Source organism: Ensifer sp. EB106-05-01-XG146, from assembly GCF_058791875.1.
On sequence record NZ_JBYTDX010000002.1, the window covers coordinates 1,792,365 to 1,817,965 of the forward strand.

Annotated in this window: 24 protein-coding genes; 16 read left to right on the forward strand and 8 right to left on the reverse strand. The window is 62.6% G+C overall.

Going from position 1 to position 25,601, the window contains the following annotated elements; genetic code table 11:
* Window positions 1–13 precede the first annotated feature (13 nt).
* Together AC3WVQ_RS28275 and AC3WVQ_RS28280 are read right to left on the reverse strand one after the other, a co-directional pair.
* Window positions 14–973 carry a substrate-binding domain-containing protein gene (locus AC3WVQ_RS28275; RefSeq protein WP_051659114.1) on the reverse strand — a complete coding sequence of 320 codons (960 nt, stop codon included), beginning with the start codon at window positions 971–973 and terminating at the stop codon, window positions 14–16.
* 111 nt (window positions 974–1,084) lie between these two features.
* Entirely contained in the window at window positions 1,085–1,828 is a 744-nt protein-coding gene (locus AC3WVQ_RS28280) for a FadR/GntR family transcriptional regulator (RefSeq protein ID WP_051659113.1), read from the reverse strand.
* Window positions 1,829–2,029: 201 nt separating this feature from the next.
* Between AC3WVQ_RS28280 and uxuA the strand changes: the two genes are divergently transcribed.
* Together uxuA and AC3WVQ_RS28290 are read left to right on the forward strand one after the other, a co-directional pair.
* Window positions 2,030–3,220, forward strand: coding sequence for a mannonate dehydratase (uxuA, locus tag AC3WVQ_RS28285; protein ID WP_492383313.1), 1,191 nt, complete (start codon window positions 2,030–2,032; stop codon window positions 3,218–3,220).
* 8 nt (window positions 3,221–3,228) lie between these two features.
* Complete coding sequence (locus AC3WVQ_RS28290; protein ID WP_034787868.1) at window positions 3,229–3,921, forward strand: RraA family protein; 693 nt, start codon at window positions 3,229–3,231, stop codon at window positions 3,919–3,921.
* 33 nt (window positions 3,922–3,954) lie between these two features.
* Here the strand turns inward: AC3WVQ_RS28290 and AC3WVQ_RS28295 are convergent, their stop codons facing one another.
* Window positions 3,955–4,437 carry an Lrp/AsnC family transcriptional regulator gene (locus AC3WVQ_RS28295; RefSeq protein ID WP_034787865.1) on the reverse strand — a complete coding sequence of 161 codons (483 nt, stop codon included), beginning with the start codon at window positions 4,435–4,437 and terminating at the stop codon, window positions 3,955–3,957.
* A gap of 100 nt (window positions 4,438–4,537) precedes the next feature.
* On the opposite strand from AC3WVQ_RS28295, the gene AC3WVQ_RS28300 reads away from it, so the two are divergent.
* From AC3WVQ_RS28300 to AC3WVQ_RS28325, 6 genes are all read left to right on the forward strand, one after another.
* A complete protein-coding gene (locus AC3WVQ_RS28300) occupies window positions 4,538–6,034 on the forward strand; it encodes an aminotransferase class V-fold PLP-dependent enzyme (protein WP_082566296.1) in 1,497 nt (498 codons plus the stop codon).
* Window positions 6,027–6,902, forward strand: a complete 876-nt coding sequence (locus AC3WVQ_RS28305; protein WP_060517836.1) for an MBL fold metallo-hydrolase — start codon at window positions 6,027–6,029, stop codon at window positions 6,900–6,902. The genes AC3WVQ_RS28300 and AC3WVQ_RS28305 overlap by 8 nt, the downstream gene beginning before the upstream one ends.
* A gap of 28 nt (window positions 6,903–6,930) precedes the next feature.
* The gene (locus AC3WVQ_RS28310; RefSeq protein WP_060517834.1) at window positions 6,931–7,692 is read left to right on the forward strand and encodes a sulfite exporter TauE/SafE family protein; all 762 of its coding nucleotides are present in this window, start codon (window positions 6,931–6,933) and stop codon (window positions 7,690–7,692) included.
* A 157-nt stretch (window positions 7,693–7,849) separates the two neighbouring features.
* Window positions 7,850–8,845 carry an SLAC1 anion channel family protein gene (locus AC3WVQ_RS28315; RefSeq protein ID WP_034787853.1) on the forward strand — a complete coding sequence of 332 codons (996 nt, stop codon included), beginning with the start codon at window positions 7,850–7,852 and terminating at the stop codon, window positions 8,843–8,845.
* Entirely contained in the window at window positions 8,845–9,804 is a 960-nt protein-coding gene (locus tag AC3WVQ_RS28320) for a GlxA family transcriptional regulator (RefSeq protein WP_060517832.1), read from the forward strand. The genes AC3WVQ_RS28315 and AC3WVQ_RS28320 overlap by 1 nt, the downstream gene beginning before the upstream one ends.
* 45 nt (window positions 9,805–9,849) lie before the next feature.
* The gene (locus AC3WVQ_RS28325; protein WP_060517830.1) at window positions 9,850–11,148 is read left to right on the forward strand and encodes an amidohydrolase family protein; all 1,299 of its coding nucleotides are present in this window, start codon (window positions 9,850–9,852) and stop codon (window positions 11,146–11,148) included.
* 17 nt (window positions 11,149–11,165) lie between these two features.
* Here the strand turns inward: AC3WVQ_RS28325 and AC3WVQ_RS28330 are convergent, their stop codons facing one another.
* Together AC3WVQ_RS28330 and AC3WVQ_RS28335 are read right to left on the reverse strand one after the other, a co-directional pair.
* On the reverse strand, window positions 11,166–12,023 hold the full coding sequence (locus tag AC3WVQ_RS28330) for a MurR/RpiR family transcriptional regulator (protein ID WP_043614025.1): 858 nt from the start codon (window positions 12,021–12,023) through the stop codon (window positions 11,166–11,168).
* A 76-nt stretch (window positions 12,024–12,099) separates the two neighbouring features.
* Complete coding sequence (locus AC3WVQ_RS28335) at window positions 12,100–13,179, reverse strand: polyamine ABC transporter substrate-binding protein (RefSeq protein ID WP_234852724.1); 1,080 nt, start codon at window positions 13,177–13,179, stop codon at window positions 12,100–12,102.
* Between the two features lie 162 nt (window positions 13,180–13,341).
* Between AC3WVQ_RS28335 and AC3WVQ_RS28340 the strand changes: the two genes are divergently transcribed.
* The 4 genes from AC3WVQ_RS28340 to AC3WVQ_RS28355 are packed head-to-tail and all read left to right on the forward strand — an operon-like array spanning window position 13,342 to window position 17,299.
* Window positions 13,342–14,433, forward strand: a complete 1,092-nt coding sequence (locus AC3WVQ_RS28340) for an ABC transporter ATP-binding protein (protein WP_034787836.1) — start codon at window positions 13,342–13,344, stop codon at window positions 14,431–14,433.
* 1 nt (window position 14,434) lies between these two features.
* Window positions 14,435–15,334 carry an ABC transporter permease gene (locus tag AC3WVQ_RS28345; protein WP_034787833.1) on the forward strand — a complete coding sequence of 300 codons (900 nt, stop codon included), beginning with the start codon at window positions 14,435–14,437 and terminating at the stop codon, window positions 15,332–15,334.
* 7 nt (window positions 15,335–15,341) lie between these two features.
* A complete protein-coding gene (locus tag AC3WVQ_RS28350; protein WP_034787988.1) occupies window positions 15,342–16,172 on the forward strand; it encodes an ABC transporter permease in 831 nt (276 codons plus the stop codon).
* A 2-nt stretch (window positions 16,173–16,174) separates the two neighbouring features.
* Complete coding sequence (locus tag AC3WVQ_RS28355; RefSeq protein ID WP_060517827.1) at window positions 16,175–17,299, forward strand: DmpA family aminopeptidase; 1,125 nt, start codon at window positions 16,175–16,177, stop codon at window positions 17,297–17,299.
* Between the two features lie 36 nt (window positions 17,300–17,335).
* Here AC3WVQ_RS28355 and AC3WVQ_RS28360 read toward each other — a convergent pair whose 3' ends face one another.
* On the reverse strand, window positions 17,336–18,214 hold the full coding sequence (locus AC3WVQ_RS28360; protein ID WP_060517825.1) for a helix-turn-helix domain-containing protein: 879 nt from the start codon (window positions 18,212–18,214) through the stop codon (window positions 17,336–17,338).
* Between the two features lie 94 nt (window positions 18,215–18,308).
* Here AC3WVQ_RS28360 and AC3WVQ_RS28365 point away from each other — a divergent pair, with 94 nt between their 5' ends.
* The 3 genes from AC3WVQ_RS28365 (at window position 18,309) to AC3WVQ_RS28375 (ending at window position 21,794) form a co-directional block, all read left to right on the forward strand.
* Entirely contained in the window at window positions 18,309–19,871 is a 1,563-nt protein-coding gene (locus AC3WVQ_RS28365) for a 4-hydroxyphenylacetate 3-hydroxylase N-terminal domain-containing protein (protein WP_060582283.1), read from the forward strand.
* Between the two features lie 8 nt (window positions 19,872–19,879).
* Window positions 19,880–20,392: a flavin reductase gene (locus tag AC3WVQ_RS28370; protein WP_034787824.1), complete on the forward strand. Its 513-nt coding sequence runs from the start codon at window positions 19,880–19,882 to the stop codon at window positions 20,390–20,392.
* A gap of 148 nt (window positions 20,393–20,540) precedes the next feature.
* Window positions 20,541–21,794 (forward strand): sensor domain-containing diguanylate cyclase, encoded by a 1,254-nt coding sequence (locus AC3WVQ_RS28375; protein WP_060517822.1) that lies wholly within the window; start codon window positions 20,541–20,543, stop codon window positions 21,792–21,794.
* Between the two features lie 84 nt (window positions 21,795–21,878).
* On the opposite strand, the gene AC3WVQ_RS28380 is transcribed toward AC3WVQ_RS28375, so the two are convergent.
* Window positions 21,879–22,586 (reverse strand): YczE/YyaS/YitT family protein, encoded by a 708-nt coding sequence (locus tag AC3WVQ_RS28380; RefSeq protein WP_034787819.1) that lies wholly within the window; start codon window positions 22,584–22,586, stop codon window positions 21,879–21,881.
* A 164-nt stretch (window positions 22,587–22,750) separates the two neighbouring features.
* Window positions 22,751–24,478 (reverse strand): amidohydrolase family protein, encoded by a 1,728-nt coding sequence (locus tag AC3WVQ_RS28385; protein WP_060517820.1) that lies wholly within the window; start codon window positions 24,476–24,478, stop codon window positions 22,751–22,753.
* A 177-nt stretch (window positions 24,479–24,655) separates the two neighbouring features.
* Between AC3WVQ_RS28385 and AC3WVQ_RS28390 the strand changes: the two genes are divergently transcribed.
* Window positions 24,656–25,558 carry a LysR family transcriptional regulator gene (locus AC3WVQ_RS28390; protein WP_060604378.1) on the forward strand — a complete coding sequence of 301 codons (903 nt, stop codon included), beginning with the start codon at window positions 24,656–24,658 and terminating at the stop codon, window positions 25,556–25,558.
* Window positions 25,559–25,601: the final 43 nt, after the last annotated feature.

Consider the following 25,601-nt stretch of genomic DNA (forward strand, 5'->3'; position numbering starts at 1 on the left):
CGTCAAAACCCAATCACTTCAGCGCCTTCAGGCCTTCCTTGTAGGCCGCGACCGCCTGCGTATCGGCGCGCGTCAGAGGCAGCACCGGCACGTTGACCTTGGTCTCGATCTTCTTGCCGTCGAGCAGGTTCTGTGCCGCTTCGATCGCCTGCTTGCCGACCTCGAGCGGCTGCTGCGCCGTCGTTGCCTGCAGTACGTTGTCGGAATTCAGCAACATGTTGGCGAGCTGCTCGGAACCGTCGGTGCCGAAGACGAAGACCTTGCCTTCGAGGCCTGCCTTTTTCACGGCCTGGACCGCACCGATCGTGCCGCCCTCGTTGGCAGCGTAGATCACCTGGATATCGGGATTGGCCGTCAGCATGTCGCTTGCGACCGCGAGCGCCTTTTCGGCAAGCCAGGCATCCTGTTGGGCGACGATATCGACCTGGTCCTTGACGACGCTTAAGAACCCGTCGACGCGGGCGTTCGACTGTTCAGGCAGCAGTGCCTTGAAGGCGAGCGTGCCGATCTTGACCTTGCCACCATTGCCGAGGGTCTTCAGGAAGTCGGTTGCGGCGTTGCCTGTGCCGATGCCGATATCGCGGTCCGAGCTCGTCACCGTCGCCTGGGCGACGTCGCCATTGGCCGAAGTGCCGTAGGTGACGACCGTGATGCCAGCATCACGCGCCTTCTTCAGCGCCGGCACCGAGGCATCGGCCGAAAGCGGCGCCACGACGATCGAGTTCACGCCGCGAGCGATGTAGGTGTCGATGAGCTGCGCTTCCTTCTCCAGCTTGCTGTCGCTGTTGCCGGCGAGAAGCTCGTCGCCGGCGGCTTCCGCAGCCTTCTCCATGCCGATCTGGATGCCGCGGAAATACTGGTCCTGCTGGAAGACGATGCCAGCGATCGCCTTGCCGCCAGCAAAGGCTGCGCCCGGCGCAAAGCTGACGGTGGCAAGAAGTGCGGCAAGCGCCAGACGTTTCATGTTGCTCATATTGGTTCTCCTCCCAAGTGCCCTGTTCGTGCCGCCGGACCAACGGGCGAAAATCCGGCAAATGGCTGCCCGCACCGCGTGAAGCGCGGTTCGGACCCAATCTCCAAATGTTTATCGTGGCTGCGAGCTGCCCGGCACGGCATCGACGAAGCGGATGCCGAACTCCAGATGACGGCTCATCAGGTAGACATAGGCGATGCGGTCGCGCGCCCTCAGCGCCCGGATGATCTCGGCATGCGCCTCGAAGGTCGCCGCGTGCACCGGACGTTCGGCCTTGCCGAGCCGCATGACCTCCTCGATCACCGAACGCAGCATGTGATAGGCGGCAAGCGTCGTGCGGTTGCCCGAGAGTTCGACGATCGCCGAATGGAACTCATAGTCGCACTGTGCGGCTGCCTCGACGCTCTCGGCCTCAAGGATCCTGGAATTGATCGCATCGAGCCGGTCGAAATCGGCGTCGCTGGCCGTCAGGATGATGTGTTCGCCGACACCGGTCTCGATGATGCGGCGGAAGCCCTGCAGGTCATGAAACGAGTCCGGTGAGATACCGTTGTGAAAGGCAAAGAGCCGGCGGATCGCCTCGCCGTGGCCACCGCTGATCACGGCGCCCACCTTCGGCCGGGTCTCGACCATGCCATAGGCGCGCAGCACCTGCAGCGCCTCGCGCACGGTGTTGCGGCCGGCCTGGAACTGTTCGCCGAGATCACGCTCGGTCGGCAACGCGTCACCGACACCAAGGCCACGCTCAGAAATCATGTCGCGGATCTGCTCGACCAGCCGATCGACGGCCGAGGTCTTGCCCGGCTCCACGGCCTCGACGCCCGACAACACCTCTTCCCTTACCGAACTGCTCACCGGCTCTCCTCCCTGCGATGCCTTATTTGTTGGTCCAGATTGCAGTTTCCGTCAAGCGAAAATTTGAAGGCCTCAGCTTAATCGGTGATTTTCACGCGAAATCTCCGCTTTCAGACTTGAATTGTTGGACCAATGGGACATTATTGCCGGGCGTGGTCCAACAATAGCCACGGAAGCGGGTAGGAGTTCTGCATGAGACTGATGGAAGAGTGCTTTCGCTGGTACGGGCCCAACGATCCGGTGCCGCTCAGCCACATCCGGCAGGCGGGCGCCACAGGGATCGTCTCGGCGCTGCATCACATTTACGACGGCTCGCCGTGGTCCGATGAGGCTATCCTTAAGCAGAAGGCGCTGATCGAGGCCGCCGGCCTGCGCTGGAGCGTCGTCGAGAGCATTCCGGTGCACAATTCGATCAAGCTCGCGACGCCAGATAGCGATCGCTATATCGGCTGGTACAAGGATACGCTTCGCGCCCTGGCACGTTCGGGCATCAGCATCGTCTGCTACAACTTCATGCCGGTGGTCGACTGGACGCGCACGGAACTGATGCAGCCTTTGGCCAATGGCGGCTTTGCGCTGCGCTTCGATGCTGTCGATTTTGCCGCTTACGACCTCTTCGTCCTGCAGCGTCCGCATGTGGAGGACAGCTACTCAACGCAGCAGATCGCCGCCGCCCGCCAGCGTTTCGACGAGATGGACCAGGCGAAAATCGACCGGATCGAACGCAATCTGATCGCCGGTCTTCCGGCCACCGAGCGCCAGTTCAACCGGGCGAGCTTCCTCGCAGCCCTCTCGGAATATAATGGCGTCACCGCCGACATCTTGCATGAGAACCTCGCGCGCTTCCTCAGGGAGATCGTGCCGGTCGCAGAAGAAGTCGGTATCCGGCTCTGCATCCATCCGGATGACCCAGCCTTCTCTCTCTATGGCCTGCCGCGGATCGTTTCGACGCCGGCCGACGTCCGGCGCATTCTCGCTGCCGTCGACAGTCCGGCCAACGGCATCACCTTCTGCACCGGCTCTTACGGCACACGCGCCGACAACGATTTGCCGGCCATGGTGCGCGAATTCGGCCCGCGCATCCATTTCGCCCATCTGCGCAACGTCCAGCGCGAAGAAGACGGATCCTTCTACGAGGCCGACCATCTTGGCGGATCGAGCGACATGCCCGCGGTGATATTGGCGTTGATGCAGGAGCAGGAGCGCCGCGTCCGCAAGGGTCGCACCGACTGGCAGATCCCGCTTCGGCCCGATCACGGCCATCTGCTCGCAGACGACATCGGCAAGGAGCGGATCAACCCCGGCTATTCGCTGATCGGGCGCTTGAAGGGTCTCGCAGAAATCAGAGGCGTCATGCAGGGCATTGCAACGGCCATGGCGCACAAGGATTGAGGGAAGACATGAAACATTTTGAAGACGATACCGAACTCTTTACCGCCATGCGCAGCCGGCTGTTCACGGCCGTGGTCGGCGACATTCTCGACACGATGGGCCTGCAGCACCAGTTCCTGCCGCCGCAGATCAAGGCGCTGCGCGACGACATGGTCGCTGTGGGCCGCGCGATGCCCGTGCTGGAGGCGGATTTTTTCGCGACCGCTGAGGCCGGCGGCCATTCGGAATTCAGCGCCAAGCCTTTCGGCCTGATGTTCCATGCACTCGATAGCCTGAAGGAAAACGAGATCTACGTCTGTTCCGGCTCGTCGCCGCGCTATGCGGTCTGGGGCGAACTGATGTCGACGCGAGCAATGAAACTCAAGGCGGCCGGTGCGATCTGCGACGGCTATTGCCGCGACAGCGCCGGCATTCTCGCGCTCGATTTCCCGACCTTCTGCTACGGCTCCTACGCCCAGGACCAGGGCCCACGCGGCAAGGTCGTCGACTACGGCATCCCGATCGAGATCGGCGGCATCCGCATCCGGCCGGGCGACATCCTCTTCGGCGACCGCGACGGCGTGCTCGTCATCCCGAAGGAGGCGGAGCGCGAGGCGATCGCGCTGGCGCTGGAAAAGGCCGAGACTGAAAACAAGGTGCGGCTGGCGATCGAGGCCGGCATGAGCACCGTCGAGGCCTTCGAACGCTTCGGCGTCATGTAACGACAGAATGATGAGGTGCCGGGAGACGGCGCCTCACCTCAACCGGCTCAGATCCACGGGGCGACCGTTGATGATCGCCTCCATCGAGAAGAAGCCGGTGACCGTGGCGAGGTCGAAATTGGTGATGAGCTTCTGGTAGAAGGTGTCATAGCCGCGCATGCCGCGGGTCACCACCTTGATCAGATAATCCCAATCCCCGCCGATGCGATAGAAATCGATCACCTCCGGCAACCGCTCGACATGCTGCCGAAAACCGTCGCTCCATTCCTTGGAGTGATGGCGGGTGCGGATCATCACGAACACGGTGAGATCCAGCCCCAAAGCGTCGAGATCGATGTCTGCATGCGAGCCCCGGATCACACCGATTGCCTGCAGGCGCTGGAGGCGCCGCCAGCAGGCGTTTTGCGACAGGCCGACCTTTTCGGCCAGATCCCGCTGCGACAGCGACGAATCTTTTTGCAATGCGGTAAGAATGTTCAGATCGAAAGCATCGATTTTGAGCGACGATTCGATCATTTGACACAATTCCTCGATGAAACCGCAGAAGATAGGTGAGGTTTTCGACCCTGGACGGGATTACAATTGCTGTCAATGTCCGCTCCGAGGAGTAAGCGCGATGATCGTGCCCGCCGTCCACCAACCCTGCGAGGCGCTCTCGCCGCTCGCCCGGTTCCGCCAGTCCCTGAACCGGCCGGGTCTCGTCGCCGAGCTACGCGACGACCTGGTCGGAGCGAAGGCGCGGATCGCCGGTCCCTACGGCACGAAGGCACTGGTCTATGCCGACTACGTCGCCTCCGGCCGCGCGCTGCGCGTGATCGAAGATTTCGTGCTCGAAGAGGTCCTGCCTTACTACGCCAACAGCCACACCGAAGCCTCCTATTGCGGGGGCTTCATGACCCGGATGCGGCGGGAAGCGCGGGCGCTGATCGGGGAATTCTGCGGCGCCACGGCCGACCATGCCGTGATCTTCACCGGCTCCGGTGCGACCTCCGGCATCAACCGTCTGGTCAAACTCGTCGGCGTTAGCGACGCGGTTGCTGCCGGCCAAACCGTCCGCGTCATCATCGGCCCCTACGAGCACCACTCCAACATCCTGCCCTGGCGCGAAAGCGGCGCTGAGATCGTTGAGATCGCCGAATGCCCGGCGGGTGGACCGGACCTCACGGAACTTCGCAAAGCGCTGAGCGTTGGCTCGTCCGACCTGACAGTCTGTACCCTCTCGGCCGGCTCGAACATCACCGGCATCACCAGCGACGTGGCCGCGATCACCCGCATGGTCAAGGCTGCCGGTGCGAAGATGATCTGGGACTATGCCGGCGCCGGCCCCTATGTTCCAATCGCCATGTCTCCCGTTTCCGGTGCCGAGATCGACGCCATCGTCGTCTCGCCGCACAAGTTCATCGGTGGCCCGGGTGCTTCCGGCATCCTGATCGTTCGCCGCGACAGTGTCACGACCGACAAGCCGACCTGGCCGGGCGGCGGCACGGTGAAGTTCGTTTCGCCGGATACACACGACTACAGCGCCAACATCGAGGCCCGCGAAGAGGCCGGAACGCCGAACGTCGTCGGTGACATCCGTGCAGCCCTTGCCTTCATCGTCAAACACGCGATCGGGCTTGAGAGCATGGAGCGGCGCAACCGCGAACTGGCGGAGCAGGCGTTTGCCGCCTGGAGGGCCATTCCGCAACTGGAACTGCTCGGCTTGCAAGAACCGGACCGGCTGCCGATCTTTTCGTTCCGCATCAGGAACGGCAAGGGCGGCTATGTCCACCAGCAGCTCGTCACCCGCATGCTGAGCGACCGCTTCGGCATCCAGGCGCGCGGCGGCTGCGCCTGCGCCGGACCTTACGTTCATCGGCTGCTGTCGATCGATGCCGAGCACTCCGAACAGATCCGCCAGGCGATCCTTGCCGGCGAGGAAATCGAGAAGCCGGGTTTCACCCGGCTGAACTTCAGCGTGCTGCTTTCGGAAGACAAGGTGAAGTACATTCTCGATTGCGTCACGCAGCTCGCCGCCGACGCGCCGAGCTTCGAAGCTGATTACGATTTTGACCCCGCCCGCGCGATCTTCTTCCCGTGCGCCGCGGCTGAAGAGGCCCTCGCCTATGCATAAGCCCGATGTGACCGGCTTCTACGATCCCCGCACCGGCAGCATCCAATATGTCGTCGCCGACCCGGCGACGGGCAAATGCGCGATCATCGATCCGGTGCTGGACTTCGATGAAAAGTCCGGCTCGACCGCGACGCGGAATGCCGATGCGATCCTCGACCATATCGCCGCCAAGGGTTTGACGGTCGAGTGGATCCTCGACACCCACCCGCACGCCGACCATTTCTCGGCGGCGCGCTACCTCAAAGCGAAGACCGGCGCGCCGACGGCGATCGGCGAACATGTGAAGGGCGTGCAGCGGATCTGGAAGGAGATCTACAACTGGCCGGACTTCGCCTGCGACGGTTCGCAATGGGACCGGCTGTTTGCCGACGGCGAGACGTTTCAGATCGGTGAGCTCAAGGCCCACGTCATGCATTCGCCGGGACATACGCTCGCCTCGATCTCTTACGTGATCGGCGACGCCGCCTTCATTCACGACACGCTGTTCATGCCCGACAGCGGCTCGGCCCGCGCCGACTTTCCGGGCGGAAGCGCTGCCGACCTCTGGCGCTCGATCCAGGCCATTCTGGCACTGCCGGACGAAACACGGCTCTTCACCGGCCACGACTATTGCCCCGGCGGCCGCGAGGCGCGCTGGGAAAGCACGGTCGCCGAACAGAAGGCCACGAACCCGCACGTTGCCGGCAAGTCCGAGGCCGATTTCGTCGGCCTGCGCGAGGCGCGCGACCGCACCCTGCCGATGCCGAAGCTCATCCTGTACGCGCTGCAGGTGAACGTGCGTGGCGGCGAGCTCCCTGTCGCCGAGGACAACGGCCGACGCTACCTGAAGATACCGCTCGACGCGCTGCCCGGTTCGGTCTGGGGGTAGCGGCATCGTGGCGGACCCCTTCCAGCAGATGCTGCTTGCGATCGGCTCCGGTTCGCTCACCGGCTTCACGCTCGGCCTGATCGGCGGTGGCGGCTCGATCCTGGCGACGCCGCTCCTGATCTATGTCGTCGGCATCCGCGACGTGCACACCGCGCTCGGCACCGGAGCGCTTGCGGTTTCCGCCAATGCCTATCTCAACCTGATAAGCCACGCGCTCCGCGGTCATCTCTGGTGGCGCTGCGCGCTGATCTTCACGGTCGCGGGTTCGCTTGGCGCCTTTTTCGGCTCCAGCCTCGGCAAGCTGATCGATGGCCAGCGATTGCTGTTCCTCTTCGGCCTCGTGATGATGTTCGTCAGCTTCGCCATGCGGAAGGTCAGGTGCGACACGGCGGCGACACCGCAGTCGCTTTCGCTCGGCACACACGCCAAGACCGGCTTGACAGCGCTTCTGACCGGCACCTGTTCCGGCTTCTTCGGCATCGGCGGCGGTTTCCTCATCGTTCCCGGACTGCTGCTTGCGACCGGCATGCCGCTCATCAACGCTGTGGGCACGTCGCTGCTTGCTGTCGGCACCTTCGGCCTGACGACCGCGATCAACTATGCCGCCTCTGGATTGGTGGATTGGCGCATCGCCGGCTACTTCATCCTGGGTGGCGTCGCGGGTGGCGTGATCGGCACGATCGTTTCGACGCAGCTTTCGACCCAGCGCGATACGCTGACCAAGATTTTCCGTGCGATCATCTTTTCCGTCAGCCTTTACGTTCTCTGGCGCAGCTACGGAGCCGTGTGACCGGCTTCGCCGTCCGCAATCCATATGACGGCGCGACTGATCGGTCCTTGGCCGGAAACATACGCAGCGAGTCCGGAATCGTACTATCTGGATCATTCAAGACAACGGCGTGGCGTGTTTTAATCCTGTCAGCACTCTTTCGGACAGGAATAATCCAATGACCGTTCAATCCATGGACCTCTCGAACAGCACGCCGTTGACCCGCAGGTCGATCTCGCAGCTTCCGATCAACCTGTTCGCCTCGGTAATGGGCATAACCGGCCTGAGCCTCGCCTGGCGCGAAGCCACCAGGACGATCGGTCTGCCGGCCCTTCCCGGCGAATATGTCGGCTGGCTCGGGACTTCGATCTTTCTAAGCCTTGCGCTCGGCTACGCTTTCAAGTGGCACCGCCATCCGGCCACGGTCGCCGCCGAATTCGCCCATCCGGTTCAAAGCAACTTCTTCGCAACGGTCGCAATCGGCTTGCTTCTGCAGTCAGCTTTTCTGAACCGCTATAGCCCGCTGCTGTCAGAAGTCGTCTGGACGGCTGCGTCGGCGCTGACCTTCGCCCTCGCCTATGTCGTCGCCAGGGGCTTCCTCGGCCGGCAACAGTCGCGCGATACGACGCTGCCGCCGCTGCTCATCCCCGGTGTCGCCACTCTGGATATCGCCGTTACCGGCCACGCCATGCCGTTCGCCTGGGCACATGAGGTCAACATGCTTGCCTTCTCGGTCGGCAGCGTCATCGCCGCAGTCTTCATTGCGCTGATCTTCTCGCGGTTGCGCCATGAAGATCCACTTCCGGCGCTGGCTCGGCCGTCTCTCATGGTTCTGGTCGCCCCCTTTGCCGTCGGCTTCCTCGCCTATACCAATGTCACGGGTTCGGTCGATCTCTTCGCCACGGTCCTGTTCTACTTCGCGCTGTTTCTGATGCTCGTCCTGTCGCCGATGGTATTCCGCTCCCATGTCCCCTTCAGCGTCGGCTGGTGGGCGATCAGCTTTCCGCTTGCTGCGCTCTCGATCGCCTTCTTCCGGTATGCTGCGTCTGCCGAGAGCACCGTCCTCACCGGGCTGGCTGGACTGTTCTTTCTGTTTCTGGCTGGCGCGATTGCGGTTGTCTTCTATCGGACGATCAGCATCATCCTCACCGGCAGATTGTTCGAGGTTCGCTAATGGCCGTTCACAAAGTCGCGATCGTCGCAATGCAGGGCGTCCAGCTCCTCGACGTTATCGGCCCTTCGGACGTGTTCGCGGAGGCCAACCGTCAGAGTGGCACCGACCATTATTCGGTGGAGGTCGTCAGCGCCTCCACCGCCCCGGTGCGTGGGTCTTCCGGGCTGACCCTCCTTCCCGACCGTGCGATGGATGACGGCATTGCCGACATCGATACCCTGCTGGTTGCCGGGGACCCGCTCATTCACGAACGACCGCTTCCGATATCGCTTCTGACTTGGGTGAAGGACGCATCCGCCCGTGCCAGTCGCTTCGGATCGGTATGCTCCGGCGCCTTCGTGCTCGGCGAAGCGGGCCTGTTGAACGGCAGGCGGGCGACGACGCATTGGTCGCAAGCGGCGGAATTCGGCAAGCGCTTTCCGGAGGTGAAGCTCGAGCCCAACCGCATCTTTACCAAGGACGGCAATGTCTGGACCTCGGCGGGCGTGACAGCCGGCATCGACCTCGCACTTGCCATCGTCGAAAAGGATCTCGGCCTGGACATCGCCTTGAAAGTCGCGCGTGAACTTGTTGTCTTCCTCAAGCGACCCGGCGGCCAGACCCAGTTCAGCACGCTCCTTGCCGGCCAGCTTGCGCAGAAGACCCCTATTCGCGCCGCGCAGGACTACATTGCCGACAACCTCTCTGCCGATCTCGGTGTCGGGGCGATCGCCAGGCGCACCGGCATGAGCGAGCGAAACTTCTCCAGGCAATTCAAGCAGGAGGTGGGCATGACGCCGGCTGACTATGTTGAGAGCATGCGGCTTGAGGCGGGGCGCAGATTGGCCGAAGACACAAGCATCCCGCTCAAAAAGATTGCGACCGATATCGGCTTCCATGACGATATCGCCTTCCGTCGTTCCTTCGTTCGTCGATTCGGCACGTCGCCGGCGGCTTATCGAAAGAGCTTCGGCTCCTAAGCCTCGCTCAAGGCCCGCGCCGTTACCGCCACCGGAGAAACCAGCATGTTCGACCTGATCATCCGCAATGCCAATCTTCCGGACGGACGGCTTGGCGTCGATGTCGGCGTCAAGGGCGGCAAGATCGCAGCGATCGAGATGGCTCTTGCCGCGACAGCGGGCGAAGAAATCGACGCCACCGGCCGCCTGCTCAGCCCGCCTTTCTGCGACCCGCATTTCCACATGGACGCGACGCTGTCGCTCGGACTGCCGCGGATGAACATTTCGGGCACGCTGCTGGAAGGCATCGCGCTCTGGGGCGAGCTGCGCCCGATGTTGACCAAGGAGGCGCTGGTCGAGCGGGCGCTACGCTATTGCGACCTCGCCGTCAGCCAGGGCCTTCTTGCCATCCGCAGCCACGTCGACACCTCCGATCCACGGCTGGTGACGGCCGAGGCACTGCTGGAGGTAAAGGAAAAGGTCGCGCCCTATATCGACCTGCAGCTCGTCGCCTTCCCGCAGGACGGCTATTTTCGCGCGGCCGACGGCGAGGCTTCACTGAACCGCGCACTCGATATGGGCATCGGCATCGTCGGCGGCATCCCGCATTTCGAGCGCACGATGGAAGATGGCACCCGCTCGGTGGAAGTGCTCTGCCGGATCGCCGCAGACCGCGGCCTGCCGGTCGACATGCATTGCGACGAGACCGACGATCCGATGTCGCGCCACATCGAGACGCTGGCGGCTCAAACGGTCCGTTTCGGACTTCAGGGCCGCGTCGCCGGATCGCACCTGACTTCGATGCACTCGATGGACAACTACTATGTCTCCAAGCTGATCCCGCTGATGGCGGAGGCGGAGATCAACGTGATCCCCAATCCGCTGATCAACATCATGCTGCAGGGACGCCACGACACCTATCCCAAGCGCCGCGGCATGACGCGGGTTCGCGAGTTGATGGCGGCCGGCCTCAACGTTTCCTTCGGGCACGACTGCGTCATGGATCCCTGGTACTCGATGGGTTCGGGCGACATGCTGGAAGTGGCTCACATGGCCATCCACGTGACGCAGATGGGCGGGATCGAGGACAAGCGCAAGATCTTCGACGCCATCACCGTGAATGCAGCGAAAACCATGGGCCTTGAAGGCTATGGCCTCGACGTCGGCTGTAAGGCCGACCTCGTCCTGATGCAGGCGGCCGATGTCAGCGAAGCGCTGCGGCTGAAACCGAACCGGCTCTGCGTGGTCAAGGACGGCAAGGTCATCGCCAGGACGGCGCCGCGCATCAGCGAACTGCTTCTCGACGGCCGGCCGGCCTCCATCGACATCGGGCTGGATTACATCCCGCAGACGTCGGCGCCCTGAGCTTTCGGACTTCGATTTCAATCCTCGAAGTCGCCGAAGACGTTCTGTAGCCGAGTAAGCTGGGCGACGCGCTCGCCGACCTCGTCGCCGAGGACGACGATGATGTTGCTCAGAAGCAGGTCCATGACCGCGACGGTCGTTGCTGCTCCATCCCAGAGCGGACCATGGGACCCGGGCACGACGAGGCAGATGTCGGAGACCTCCGGCGCCCAGGGGCAGAACTCGTCGGTGAAGAGGATGACCTTGACGCCGGCCCGACGCGCCTCCTCCGCCAAGGGCCGCGCCTTGGCGGCGAAGCGGCGTACGTCGTGCAGGAACAGCACGCGTCCCTCGACGGAACCGTCGAGCAGCTCGGCATAGGTGCCGTTGAGGCCATCGACGAACTGCACCCGCGGCCGGGTATAGGATAGCTGGCTCGCGAAATACTGCGCGATGCCGCGTACGTTCTGGTAGGCAGCGACATAGACCTCGCTGGCAGCAATCAGAGCGTCGATCGCCTGCTGCCATTCCGGCGCGGTCGTCAACTCATAGATCATGCCGAGATTGTCGATCTGCTGCTGGATCAGGCCGGCAAGCAGCTTGCCTTCGCGGTTGTCGTCGCGCAGACGGCCAACCGATCCCTTCACCTGCCAGGCAGGATTGTTGGAGCCGTCGCGCCGAAGCTCCAGTTTCAGCTCGTCGAGACCGTCGAAGCCCATGCGCCGAAGATAACGCCCGACCGTCATCGGCGAAACTTCAAGCCGGGTCGCGATCGAACGCGCCGTCTCGAAGGGAATGTCGGCCAGATTACGCTCGATGTAGTTGGCGATGAGCTTATCAGATTTCGAGCGTCTGAGCTCGTCGCTGCGCACCAGCTTCAGGATTCGCTGCGCCACGTCCCCTCCCCTTGCATGATCGGAGCGGGACGCCGGCAAGCTAGCGCCGCATATCCCGCTCCGTCGCATCGCCTGTTTATTGCGCCGTCTTCACCTTCGTCCAGACCCGATCGAGCTGGCGCACGCCGGGGCCGAGATCTTCGAAGATCTGCAGCTTCTGCATGGTTTCCGGCGGCGGGTTGATTTCCTTGCTATTCTTGATCTGCTCGGGGGTCAATTGCCGCGCAGGCACGTTGGCCGTGCCGTTCGTCTGCTGCTCGATGTTGAGCGCCGCCACTTCGGGACGCGTGTAGAACTGCATGAACTTTACGGCGTTCTCCTTGTTCGGCGCGGTCTTCAGAACGCAGATATCCTCCTGATACATCGTCGCGCCTTCCTCCGGGATCACGTAGCCGAGATCCTTCGGATTGCCGAAGACGTCGACCATCGAGCCGACGAAGAAATGACCGGCCGCCACATCGCCGGCCGCGACCATCGGGCGGGTGTCATAGGTGAAGGCGGCGACATCCGGCTTCATGGCGATGATCGTATCGGCCGCCTGCTGCAATTCGGCAGGGTCGGTGGAATTGACCTTGTGGCCATTGAGGATGAGGCCGACCGACAGCACCTCGCGCATGTCGTCAAGCAGCGTGAATTTCAGGCCTTTGGCCTTCACGGTTTCGATCAGGTCGCGCCAGCCGGTCACGTCCTTGCCGAGCAGCGTGCGGTTATAAAGGATACCGACCGTACCGAAGGCATAGGGCAGGCAATATTCGCCCTTCGGGTCGCTCTTGGCGCGCAGGAACGTCGGGTCGATATTCTTGAAGCCCTCATAGGTGTTGATGTCGGTCTTTTCGAGCAGGTCGAGCTTGGCCATGATGTCCTGCATGTGCACCGACGGGAAGACGATGTCGTAACCCGTGGCGCCACCCTGGATCTTCGCCAGCATCTCCTCGTTGGAGGAATAGGTCGAGAGGTTGACCTTGATCTGGGTCTCCTCCTCGAACTTCTTGAGGACAGCCGGATTGATGTATTCGCCCCAGTTGTAGATGTTGAGCTCGGCCGCTTGCGCCGTGCCGAAAAGGGCTGTCAGCGTCGCGAGGGACAGTGCCACTGTGCGCGCACGGGTCGCGAAGGCTCTCCTGCCCCCGCGGGTCGTCCCGTTTGTCATCGTCATCGAAATTCTCCTCTGATGGTTCTGGCCGGACGGCCTGACACGACCTTGACCGGCCGCTTCCGGATCACGGCTTCTCGTGGCCGTTGACTCCGATAGGCAAATGGTATCCATATATCGAAAACGCACAAGCGTTATTTGCATAACATTTTGGGGAACAGAAGTATGCAGAATTCCATCGTCCGGCTGGTGGAGGCGAGCAAGGCCTTTACCACTCCGGAAGGCGGCACCGTGACCGCTCTCGACCGTATAAATCTCGATGTCCGCCGCAACGAATTCCTGACCTTGCTCGGTCCCTCCGGTTGCGGCAAGACCACACTGCTGCAGGCGATCAGCGGCTTCGTCGAACTCGACGGCGGCTCGATCCTGATCGACGGCGAGGACATGACCGACCGGCCGCCCTATCGTCGCCCGGTCAACACCGTCTTCCAGAACTACGCGCTGTTTCCACATATGACCGTCGGCGAAAACGTCGCCTACTCGCTGGAGGTGGCGGGCGTTGCCAAGCCGCAGCGCCGGGAAAAGGTCGCGTCCGCCCTGAAGATGGTCGGGCTCGAAGGCATGGAAGCACGCAAGCCGCGCCAGCTCTCCGGCGGCCAGCAGCAGCGGGTGGCGCTCGCCCGCGCCATCATCGCCCGGCCGAAGCTGCTTTTGCTCGACGAACCGCTGTCGGCGCTCGACAAGAACCTGCGCCAGGCCATGCAGATCGAACTCAAGACGCTGCAGAACGAGCTTGGCATCTCCTTCATCTTCGTCACCCATGACCAGCAGGAAGCGCTGACGATGTCGGATCGCGTTGCCGTGCTATCAGGCGGGCGCATCCAGCAGCTCGATACGCCTCGCGCCATCTACGACCATCCGGTCAACACGTTCGTTGCAACGTTCATCGGCGCCAGCAATCTGTTCGAAGGCAGGCTCGACGGCGACCGGTTGATGACGGCTGACGGCATGGCGATCCGCCACCGGCCCTGCGAGCGGAAGATTTCGGCAGAGGCAACGGCGCTGATCCGTCCGGAACAGTTCTTCCTCGCCGAGGACAACGCTCCCTTCCCGACGATCGACGTCGATCTCGACCAGATCGTCTTCGTCGGCTCCACCTTCGAGCTGTTCGGTCGCACCGCCGAGGGCCGCAAGGTCGTCGCCGAGATTCCGGCCAACCGCCGCAGCCTCGTTGGCACGGTCGAGCAGACCCGTAAGGCGCGACTTGCCTATGATCCAGCCGCCGTGCACCTGATTGGCGAAAGCGCAGGTGCCTAAGATGACGATCGCCAGTCGCCGCCGCTTCCAGCTTGCACTCCTGCTCGGGCCCGTCTCGGCCTTTCTCGCCGTCTTCTTCCTCGGGCCGCTCGCGATCATGATCGTGACCAGCTTTCTCGCACCCGGCCTTTATGGCGGGGTGGAATGGACCTTCTACCCGCATAATTTCGGCCGCATTCTCGGCTTCGCCGATCCGATGTTCGAGGAGTTCGATCCGATCTACATCGCGATCTTCCTGCGCTCGATCGAGATCGCGGCCCTTACGGTGCTCGCGACCCTCCTCGTCTGCTACCCCGCGGCCTTCTGCATCGCCCGGCTTTCCGACCGCTGGAAGAACTTCTGCCTGTTCCTGATCACACTGCCCTTCTTCACCAGTCTGATCGTGCGGCTGTTCGTCTGGGTGCTGATCCTGCGCCAGACCGGCCTCGTCAACGAAGTGCTTCTATCCACGGGGCTGATCGAACGGCCGCTCGACCTGATCTACACCAAGGGCGCGATCATCCTCGGCATGACCTATGTGTTCATTCCCTTCATGTTCATGCCCGTCTATGCCAGCGTCGAGAAACTCGACTGGACGCTGGTGCGCGCCTCGCTCGATCTCGGCGCCGGCCCCGTGCGCACCTTCTTGCGCATCATCCTGCCCTTGACCGCACCCGGCATCGCCGGCGGCTCCGTCATCGTCTTCATCCCGGCGCTCGGCAACTTCGTCGTGCCGGCGGTGCTTGGTGGCGCCAAGGTGATGATGTTCGGCAACCTCATCGAGCAGCAGTTCCTCGCCGCCCGCAACTGGCCCTTCGGTGCAGCACTGGCGATGATGGTGATGAGCGTCATGCTGATCATGATGATCGCCCATGTCATCCTTTCCGGACGGCGCGGCGCTGCCGCCGCACTGGCACGGTGAGGCGCCCATGAAGATCGCTCGATCCCTTTTTACCGGTGGCCTGCTTGCCTACACCGGCTTGTTCTTCGCCTTCATCTACATCCCGCTCGTGGTCATCGCCGTCTATTCGTTCAACGCCAATCCGGTGAACATGATGACCTGGACCGGGTTCACCACCGAATGGTACGCTCAGGTTCTCGGCTTCAAGACCAAGGTCTCCGAGAGCGCGCTCTACATCGAATCGACGGGGCAGCTGCTGCAGGCGGTGTGGAACAGCCTGGTCATCGCCGCCTCGACAACGGCCATTGCAACCGTCTTCGGCACGGCGATCGCGATTGCGCTCTACCGCTTCGAATTTGTCGGCCAGCGCTTCTACCGGGTGGTGATGTTCATGCCGATGCTGATGCCGGATATCGTGCTCGGCATCGCGCTCCTGATCTTCTTCGTCAATTCCGGCATCCGGCTGGGCCTGACGACGATCATCATCGGCCAGTGCACCTTCCTGATCTCCTACGTCTTCATCGTCGTCTCGGCCCGCCTTGCCGGCATGGATCGCACGTTGGAACACGCGTCGGCCGACCTCGGCGCCAACGAATGGATGACCTTTCGTCGGGTGGTGCTGCCGCAGCTTTTCCCGGCGATCGTCGGCGGCGCGCTGCTCGCCTTCATCATCTCGATGGACGATCTCGTCATCACCTATTTCATCGCCGGCGTCGATGTCACGACGCTGCCGATGTTCATCTTCTCCATGCTTCGGCGCGGCATCAAACCGGAGATCAACGCCATCGCCGTGATGATGCTGACCTTCTCCTTCGTCGTCGCCTCGCTCGGCCTTTACCTTCGCTCCCGGCAGAAATGATCATGAACGACAAAACCTCTACGCCCTCCAGCGCCCGCGCCCGCGATATCGGCCTGCCCTTTGCCGGCCGCACCGGCCGCTTCAACGCCATCACGGATGTCGAAGGCATTGCCGTCGGCTTCCGCACTATCGAGGAGCAAACGCCGCGACCCGGCCGAAAGCGCCCGGTGCGCACCGGCGTCACCGCCATCCTGCCGCATGCCGGATCGGAAACACCGGTCCCGGTTTATGCCGGGGTGCACCGCTTCAACGGCAACGGCGAAATGACCGGCACCCACTGGATCGAGGATGGCGGCTTCTTCCTCGGACCCGTGATGATCACCAACACCCATGCGGTCGGCATGACCCACCACGCCACCATCCAATGGATGCTGGAGCGCTACAGGACGACCTACGACACCGATGATTTCCTCTGGCTGATGCCGGTGGTCGCCGAAACCTATGACGGCGTTTTGAATGACATCAACGGCCAGCCGATCACGGAAGCCGATGTGCACGCCGCACTCGACGCTGCCGCGTCCGGCCCGGTCCAGGAAGGCAATTGTGGTGGCGGCACCGGCATGATCGCCTATGGCTTCAAGGGCGGCACCGGCACCGCCTCGCGCGTCGTTGAATTCGGCGGCCGCGACTACACGATCGGCACGCTGGTCCAAGCCAATCACGGGCAACGCGACTGGCTGACGATCCGCGGCGTTCCGGTCGGCGAACACATGCGCGACGGCACGCCGCAAAGCCAGATGCAGGAGCGCGGCTCGATCATCGTCGTGATCGCGACCGACCTGCCGATGGCACCGCATCAACTCAAGCGCCTGGCGCGACGGGCGGCGATCGGCATCGGCCGCAACGGCACGCCCGGCGGCAACAATTCCGGCGACATCTTCCTCGCCTTCTCCACCGCCAACACCCAGCCGATGGCCCACAAGGCGCCGCCGCGACTGTCGCTGGAAATCGTCAACGACGAGCTGCTTGACCCCGTCTATCTCGCGACCGTCGACAGCGTCGAAGAAGCAGTGGTGAACGCGATGATCGCGGCCGAAGATTCCGGCGGCACAGCCCATGATCGCTTCAAGATCCGGGCGATCCAGCATGAGCCTCTGATGGAGGTTATGCGGGCCTATGGCCGATAACCGACGGACTTGGCGATACCTCTCGGAGCCGGTGACTTAGCCGGCTCCAGGCGAGTTCAACCGCGCGCGGCGCCAGTCGCTCGGGGCTTCGCCGACCCTCAGGCGGAAAAAGCGCGAGAAATAGGCGGCGTCGGCAAAGCCGATCTCATAGGCAATGTCTTCGAGTGGCCGGACCGTAAAGAGCAGTAGGCGCTTGGCCTCGAGCAATCGCCGCTCGTTGATCAGTTCCTTCACCTGCATGCCGAAGGCATCCCTGCTCGCCTTGGCAAGCAGGTGCGGCGTCGTGGCGAGCGCGTCGGTGTAGTGCCCGACGCTCCAGTTCTCGCGGAAACGCAGATCGATGAGCCGGCGCAGTTCCGTGGCCAGCATCGCCTGTGTCGGCTGGGCGGTGGGCGGTGCTGCGGCTGCCAGGCGGGCGATCTGGGTCAGCACGGCGGCGACCAGAGATGCCAGCATCCGCTGCGTGCCCGTGGCACCGCCGGCGTACTCATCAGCGACGATATCGAGCAGTTCCGCAAGACGGCGCCAATGCCGGTCTTCACCGTCGCCACGGATCATCATGGGCGTATCGAGCGCCAGCGTCGTTTGCTCGCGGATAGAGAGCAGCGCACCATCGGCAATCGAAACGACAATCGCGTCGCTCGTCTCTGGATCGACCGAAAACCCGTGCACGATGCCGCTCGGCACGAAGCTGATGGCGGGTGCGGAAAAGTCCAAAGGCTTGTCGTCGATGAAGTAAGTTCCCCCGCCGCTCAGCCAGTAGGTGATCTGTCCCATCTGGTCGTGCTTGTGCGCCTTGACCTGGCCCTGATGCAGGTTCCGCCGCGCCATCACCGTCTCGACATGGAAGAACCCGGGCTCGACCTTCTGCTCCGGTTCGCCATAGACGAAGAAACTTGGAATGCTGCTGCTCATGTTCCACCCGAAAAAGTCCAAGTCATTTTGCCATTCTGTCCATGGCCGCTGCCGATTTCAACGCCTAGCCTTGACGAAACTCAAGGAGGAGAAAATGAGAGCAGAGGATTTCCGCGCCGACAGGGCGCGGCCCTTCACCGGCGCCGAATATCTGGAGAGCCTTCGCGACGGCCGCGAAGTCTATATCAATGGCGAGCGCGTCCACGACGTCACCAGCCATCCGGCCATGCGCAATTCCGCCCGGTCGCTCGCAAGGCTCTATGACGCGCTGCACGACCCGGCGAAGAAGGATATCCTGACGTCACCGACCGACACGGGCTCGGGCGGCTACACCCACAAATACTTCCGCGTCGCCCGCTCCTCCTCCGATCTTGCGGCACAGCAAGGCGCGATCGCCGAGTGGGCACGCATGTCCTATGGCTGGATGGGCCGCACCGCCGACTACAAGGCGGCGCTGATGAACACGCTGGGCGCCAATGCCAACTGGTACGGGCCGTTCAAGGACAATGCGCTCGCCTGGCACAGACGCGCCCAGGAAGCCGCCCTCTTCATGAACCATGCGATCGTCAATCCGCCGATCGATCGCCACAAGCCGGCGGATGCGGTGAAGGACGTGTTCGTCCACATCACCAAGGAAACGGATGCCGGCATCTACGTCTCCGGCGCCAAGGTGGTGGCGACCTCCTCGGCGCTGACGCACTACAATTTCCTCGCACAGAGCTCGGCGACGGTGACCGAGGATCCCTCGCTCTCCGTCATGTTCATCGTTCCGATGAACGCGCCGGGCATCAAGATGTTCTGCCGGGTCTCCTACGAGCAGACGGCCAACACGGTCGGCCATCCCTTCGACTATCCGCTGTCGTCGCGCTTCGACGAGAATGACGCGATCCTGGTGCTCGACAATGTCTTCGTGCCCTGGGAGGATGTTCTGGTGCTGCGCGACGCCGCCAAGATCCTCTCCTTCCACCCGGCCTCCGGCTTCATGCACGGCTACTGCTTCCAGGGCTGCACCCGCTTCGCGGTGAAACTCGACTTCCTCGCCGGCCTGCTTGCCAAGGCTTTGAGGGCGACCGGCGGCGACGCCTTCCGCGGCAACCAGGCGGCGCTCGGCGAGGTCATTGCCCTTCGACACATGTTCTGGAGCTTCTCCAACGCCATGGCGCATAACCCCATTCCCTGGGCCGACGGCGCGGTGCTGCCCAATCTCGAAGCTGCGCTTTCCTACCGCACCTTCATGTCGGAGGCCTATCCGCGCGTCGTCGAGACGATCCGCAGGGTCGTCGCCTCCGGCCTGATCTACCTGCCCTCCTCGGCGCGCGATTTCGGCAATCCCGAGATCGATCGTTACCTGGCGCAATATGTGCGCGGCTCCAACGACATGGGCCATATCGAGCGCATCAAGATCATGAAGCTGCTCTGGGACGCGACCGGCACCGAGTTTGGCGGGCGGCACGCGCTTTACGAACTCAACTATGCCGGTGCACCCGAAGAGGTGCGGCTGCAGGTGTTGAAGGGCGCCGAGCGCGGTGGGCGCCTGAAGGAGATGGAGGCGCTCGTCGATCAGTGCATGGCCGACTACGACGAGAACGGCTGGACCGGCAATACCTGGCTGCCGCCGCTCGACGACAACGCCACCCTTCGCAGCGCAGCCGAGTGAGGCCTGCCATGGAACCGCTCGTTTCAAAGACCGAGTTTCGCAATGCGATGGCGCGGGTCTGCGCGCCGGTCAACGTCATTACCACCAACGGACCCGCCGGACGCGGCGGGTTCACGGCCACCGCCATGTGCTCGGTAACCGACGAGCCGCCGACGCTGCTTGTCTGCATGAACCGGAACTCCACCCAATGCGGGCTGTTCATCGACAACAGGCGCTTTTGCGTCAACGTGCTCAGCCACGACCATCGGGATCTCGCCGGCCATTTCGCCGGCGCGACGCAGGACATGGCCGCGCGCTATGCCGCCACCGACTGGGTCGAGATGCAATCGGGCAGCTTCGCCGTCAAGGATGCGATCGTTTCGCTCGACTGCGAACTGGCCGAGGCGCGGCTCTTGGGAACGCACCATATCCTCATCGGCCGGGTCGTCGGCATCCGCTCGCGCAGCGATGGCAATGCGCTGCTCTACTTCGACCGCAACTATGTACACGTGCCGACGCAGCTCGGAAGTTTCGGCGGGTAAGCACGGACGCAGCGTCGCTGGTTCGGTGCAAACACGGCATCTTTCGCCACAGAGCCGGCGCAATCCACATCCAGTTGCTGTTCAGCGCCTTTTGTTTTTTCCCTAAAACGCGTCTATTGCCGGGCGTGGAATGAGAAAGGAAAACGGAATGGTGGTTGCTGAGCCAGCCGGACGTCCGACGACGGACGCGAAAGGCAGGGAATTCGATCGCTTGGCCGCCCTTGGACATCTCGATATCCTCGACACGCCAAGGGATGAAGGCCTTGAACGGGTCGTACGGCTGATCAAACAGGTCTTCTCCATAGAGATCGGCATCGTCTCCTTGGTCGATGCACATCGCCAATGGTACAAGGCCTGCTCCGGCCTTTCGGCCGACGAGGTCCCGCGCAAAGAGACCTTCTGCCGATATGTCGTCGTCGCCGAGGAGCCTCTCGTCGTCCACGACGCCACGAAGGATGCACGATTTTCGCAGCACCCGGCCGTGGCCGGTCCCGAACATGTTCGGTTCTACGCAGGCGTCCCGCTGAAGACGCGGGACGGGCATACAGTCGGGACCGTGTGCGCGATCGATCGCGCGCCACGACAGTTCACTGAGACGGATCTTGCGATCCTGATGGAGTTGGCTGGCGTGGCGATGGACCGGATCGATCTGCTCCGCTCGGCCGCGACGGATGGACTGACCGGGACGCTGACGCGGCGCGCCTTCCGCGAGGAAGCGGACAAGCTGATCTCGCTCGCGGTGCGGCACCAGCATGACCTGTCTTGCATCGTCCTCGATGTGGACCATTTCAAGCGGGTCAACGACACACACGGGCATGCGGCAGGAGACGAGGTCTTGAAGGCCGTTGCCTCCATCTGCCAGTCCAATCTGCGAGCAAGCGACCTCTTTGGGCGGCTCGGCGGCGAGGAATTTGCCGTCATGCTGCCGCATGTCGACGCGACAGGCGCGCTGACGGCGGCGGAAAAACTGCGGGCAGCGATCGCCGCTCAGACGATCCACGGTGAATTCGGCCAGCTCGCGGTGACTGCGAGCTTCGGCACCGCCGCCCTTTCGGCCAATAGCAGGGATAACGCCACCTTGCTCGCCCAGGCGGATGCGGCGATGTATCTCGCCAAGGCCGGCGGACGAAACCGCTGCGTCGAATGGAGCAGTCTCGAAGCCGGCTATCCGCTCGGTCCGCGCCAGCGCGTGCTGAAGGCCGGAACCATTCTCTTCGACGACAGGCATTCACGGATCGACTGCACCATCCGGTCGCTGGGCGCCGATGGCGCGGCGGTTACGGTTTCGAATTCCGCCGGCATACCACCGGAACTCGTTCTGGTGGTCGCCGGCGACGGTTTCGAAACCAAGTGCCAGGTGGTGGCACGGGACCGGCAGAACCTCGAACTCGCTTTCGGATAAGCCTGTTCGCCCGTAAGCAGAGATCACGACACATGATGAAGGGGCGCCGGTTGGGCGCCCCTTCTCGCATCTTTGCGCGGGATGCTATTCCGCGGCCGCTTCCAGGCCCTTCGGCGAAGGTGTCGCCTTGCCCTGGAACTTCCTGAACAGGAAGAAGTAGAGCTTGATGTACTGCCCGACGAGAATGGCGTTCAGGATCGTGCCTTCGCGGATGAACTTGACCTCTGCGAGGAAGAGCAGACCGATACAGGCCGACAGAACCAGCAGCGTGCAGTCGAAGCCGGTCTTGATGTTGCCCCACTTCCAGCCGGTGCGCTTGAAGATGGTGTTGACGAACATGTCGATCGGCATCAGCACCAGATTGGCGCGGATCATCAGGAACAGGCCGAAGGCCAGCGCCGCATCGGCAAAGACCAGCAGCGCCACCCGCAGCGGATAGGCCTCGAGCTTGATGAACTCGGTGATCCCCAGGTTGAAGTCCAAGAAAACCGCGAGCACGAAAGCCGGGATCAGCGAGGCGAAGTTCTTGAGCTTGAAGTCCTTGGGCAGGACCAGATAGGTCAAGAACAGCATGATCAGTTCGAGCATGAAGTTGTACGTGCCCTGGCTGAAGGGCGGATAGACCAGCGTCATGGTCCGCGTCAGGCTGCTCTGGGGTGAAATGCCGATGCCGGCCCGGATCGCCAGGCTGACACCGAAGGTCAGCACATAGATGCCGACGACATACATGATCCAGCGTCGCGTCAGGCTGCCGGTATCGACGATTTCGGCTTCCGCCGCATTGTGTGCCATTGTTTCCTCCCTCGAAACGATGCGGAGCTCCTTACCCCGCCGGCCCATCGCCCCCTCAGCGATGCGCTTTTATATCATTCGGCATGTCCGCCCATTGTCGCGGAAGCACGCCACTTTCCAGGCAGACGGACGCCGAAACGCCCGTCTCCTTTTTCTGAATGGCTCTAGGCCATGAAGCGGAACCGGTGCAACGAGATGAACAGGCTGAGCAGCTTGTTGACCACCGGTTCGCCTTCGTTGCGGTTGCCAAGAGCTTCGAGCGCCGCATCGATCGCAGCGGCACTGGCCGTCAGTTGCTCGACGCTCATGTTCGCCATGACCCCGTAGATCTCCAGCGGCATGACGGCCTTTTCCACCCTGTCGTCGGTGACGATGCAGGCGCCGGCATGGGTATCGACCCGCTTGAGGCAATGGCACATCTCGGCGCTGTCCTGACCGACGACGACGAAATAGGGCTTCGGCGCCGGCCAAAAGGTCGCCACTGCGCCACGATCGACATGAACGCCCTTGAAAAGCCCGTTCACCACATGGCGTTTGCCGTCGGCATAGCGCTGGACGACCGACAGCCGGCTCATCTTCTTGCCCTCATGCTCGACAACGACCTTGCCATCCTTCAGCGGAACCCAGATTTCCTGGTAGAATTTGGCGTGGCCGCGGCCGTAGACATCGAACAAATAGACCTTGGCCTGCGTGCCGTCTTCCGACACTTCCAGGGGCACGATGTCCAGTTGCTCCGGCGAGAGATCGGCGAGGCCGGAAACGCCGTCCTTGCACATGCCGGAATAGTCGATGTCGGCATTCTTCAGCAGCTTACGGTCTTTTGCGACCAGTTCGCCATCCTTGAACACGTAGAGCGGATTGATCTTCGACAGGCTGTCGGTCAAGACGATATCGGCGAACCGGCCGGGCGTCAGCGAACCGATCTTGTCTTCCATGTGGAAAGAACGCGCGGTGTTGTAGGTCGCCATCTTGATCGCGTGGATCGGGTTGATGCCCATTTCGGCTGAGAGCGAAATGATCCAGTCCATGTGGCCCATGGTGAGCAGTCGCTCGATCGAGATGTTGTCGGTGCAGAGCATGAAATTGTCGGTCGGCCATTTGCGGTCGACGATCGCGCGCAACAGCACCTTGATCACCTCGCTGCTGCCGACCCCGAACTTGATGTGCGTCGGGAAGCCGTAGCGAATGCTCTTCTCGATATCCTTCTCGTTCCAGACGTCGTGATTGTTGGAGACGCCGATCGCCGGCAGGTAGTTGAGGATCATGTCGGAGAGCGCGGTGACGCCCCAGTGGCCGTTCATAAAGCCGCCCTTGGCGCGGACCCAGGCCGCCTTGCGGAAATCGTCGTCGTTGCCGGAACTGTAGGTGAAGTGCTCGAACTCCCCGAGGCCGATCACCGGTTCCATCTTGAGCACGGCTTCCGTCACCGATGCCGCCGTCTTCTTGCCCGGTGCGAAGGCATAGAGCCGGTAGGGCAGCTGCTCGTAATCCCGGAAAAGGCTCTCGGCCGCTTCGATGCCTTCCTTGCCCGCGGCGCTGAGCAGATCCAGGCACTCGGCATAGATCGTCGTCGTGCCGCAGGGAACCATCGCCTCGGCGAGCGCCGTCGGGTGCGCGAGCTGGGATTCGAAATGGATATGCGCGTCGATCAGGCCGGGGATCGCATAGAGGCCCTTGCCGTCGAAGACTTGCTTGACCTTCAAGACCGTCTCGTCGGGGTTGAGCGCAACGATGCGCTTGTCGTAGACGAGAATGGACCCCTGGTAGACGGTCTCTCCGTGAACATCGAGGATGTTCAGGTTCTTCAAAAGAAGATCCGCCTCCCGCTCGCCGTTCAGGATATCGAAGATGGCGCGCACCTTTTCGTAATGCGCGGCTTCAGTCTGGTTCACGAATAGTCCTCCACTTTCAGAGTCGTCGGCGCCTGCCCATAACCCGCCATATTCAGCGGGTGCAGTGCCGGCAGCGCGCCCCTCGCCAACCATAAGAAGTCATTGCACCGCTTCCGAAAAGCAGTATTTTCTGCTCGTACCGTTCGCTTTTCGAGAACGATTAAATTGGGGAAGACCATGCTGCATTCACGCGTGCTGCGCTATATCGACGAGGTGGCGCGCTCAGGCTCGATCCGCGGGGCGAGCGAACGGTTGAACGTCGCTGCCTCGGCCATCAACAAGCATGTGTTGCAGCTTGAGGAGGATATCGGCGAGCCGCTGTTCGAGCGGCTGCCGCGCGGCCTCAGGCTGACGCCGGCCGGCGAAATCCTCGTCGCGCATGTGCGCCGGACCATGAAGGAATACAGCCAGGTCGAAGCCGAAATTCGCGATATCAAGGCGCTGCAGAGCGGCGAGGTGATCATCGCCACAATGAACGGCCTTGCCGGCGGCATCGTGCCGAAGGTGGCTGCGATCTTCGGCGCACGCCATCCACGCCTCAAGATCACGATCCGGGTAATGTTCGCCCGCGAGATCGTTCAGGCGGTGGCCGGTGGCGAGGCCGACCTCGGCTTTGCCTTCAGTCTCCCGCCGACGCCGCAGGTCGAGACACTCTGGAAGATGGACACCCGCCTCGGCGCGGTCGTTGCTCCGGAACACCCGCTCGCCGGCATGGAATCATTGCCGCTGGCCTATTGCCAGCCCTACCCGCTGATCTTTGCCGACAAGTCGATGCAGATCCATGGCATCGTCGCCGACGCCTTCGCTGAGGCCGGGCTGACAGTCGAGCCGAGCTATCTCACCAATTCCATCGAGGCGATGAAGTTCCTGGCCGCCGCCGGCGACGGCATCGCTTTCCTCAGCAAGTTCGACATTACCGAGGAACAACGAAACGGCGTCCTGACATACCTGCAGATCCGTGACCGGACTTTTGCAAAGAACGTGCTTTCGCTGGTGCAGCGGGAAAGACGCGGCCACGGCCTGGCCGCCGCCATGTTTGCCGAAGAGATCATCCGGGCCTTGCGGGCGACGATGGAATAGCCGGCTTACCCGGCCCAACGCCGATACGGTTTGTCGTCCCGGG